We start from the raw sequence: 250 nt of genomic DNA on the forward strand, positions 1-250 counted from the left end.
TCAAAGCCCTGATTAGCCCAAGGCTTGTCTGTACAATCTTGAGTGAGGTCTTGGCTGTAGAATTCAGTATTACCGATGCCATTACGCTTTGCATTATTGGCAGCACGTAGAGTCATAGCCTCGCTGCCTTCAACGCCAATCACTTTACCAGATTCACCGACTAGGCGAGCAAGTGGTAGGCTAAAGTTACCTAAACCGCTAAAGAGATCTAACACACGCTCACCTGCTTTGAGATCCAATAGATCACAAG

The 250-nt window shown here is 46.4% G+C and carries 1 protein-coding gene; it reads right to left on the reverse strand.

What is annotated here, in order from left to right:
* On the reverse strand, positions 1–250 hold a 250-nt coding region (locus AAEY78_RS14310; RefSeq protein WP_352340093.1), incomplete at both ends, for a methyltransferase domain-containing protein.

The organism is Psychrobacter sp. 16-MNA-CIBAN-0192 (assembly GCF_040309565.1).
GTDB lineage: Bacteria > Pseudomonadota > Gammaproteobacteria > Pseudomonadales > Moraxellaceae > Psychrobacter.